Origin of the sequence: Burkholderia territorii (assembly GCF_902833055.1) — a bacterium.
Lineage (GTDB): Bacteria > Pseudomonadota > Gammaproteobacteria > Burkholderiales > Burkholderiaceae > Burkholderia > Burkholderia territorii.
The window spans coordinates 1-447 of sequence record NZ_CADFEJ010000143.1; the positions used below are offsets into that span (position 1 = coordinate 1).

At 71.8% G+C, this 447-nt stretch carries 1 protein-coding gene; it reads left to right on the top strand.

The window, feature by feature from the left end:
- Nucleotides 1-447 (top strand): histidine kinase dimerization/phospho-acceptor domain-containing protein (locus tag HW466_RS31435; RefSeq protein WP_176316177.1); only part of this gene is annotated, 447 nt, incomplete at both ends.

The window sequence follows — 447 nt, forward strand, 5'->3', positions numbered from 1 at the left end:
GATACCGGCCGCATCACGGTCGACCGGCTCGACACGCGGCTCGACGCGGGGCGCGTGCCGCGCGAGCTGGCGCCGCTGGTCGAGGCCGTCAACGCGATGCTGGCGCGCCTGCAACGGGGCTTTCGCCAGCTCTCGCAGTTCAGCGCCGACCTGGCCCACGACCTGCGCACGCCGCTCAACAACATGCGCGGCGCCACCGAGGTGGCGCTCGGCCGGCCGCGCACGGCGGCCGAATACGAGGCGCTGCTGGAATCGAACCTGGAGGAATACGAGCGCCTGTCGCGCATGATCGAGAACGTGCTGTTCCTCGCGCGCGCCGAGCATCCCGGCTTCGTCACGCATCGGCGCGACTTCGAGGTGCGCGACGAACTGCTGCGCATCGCCGGTTATTTCGAGGGGCTCGCCGACGAGGCCGGCCTGCAACTGCGGGTGGAGGGCGGCGGGCGG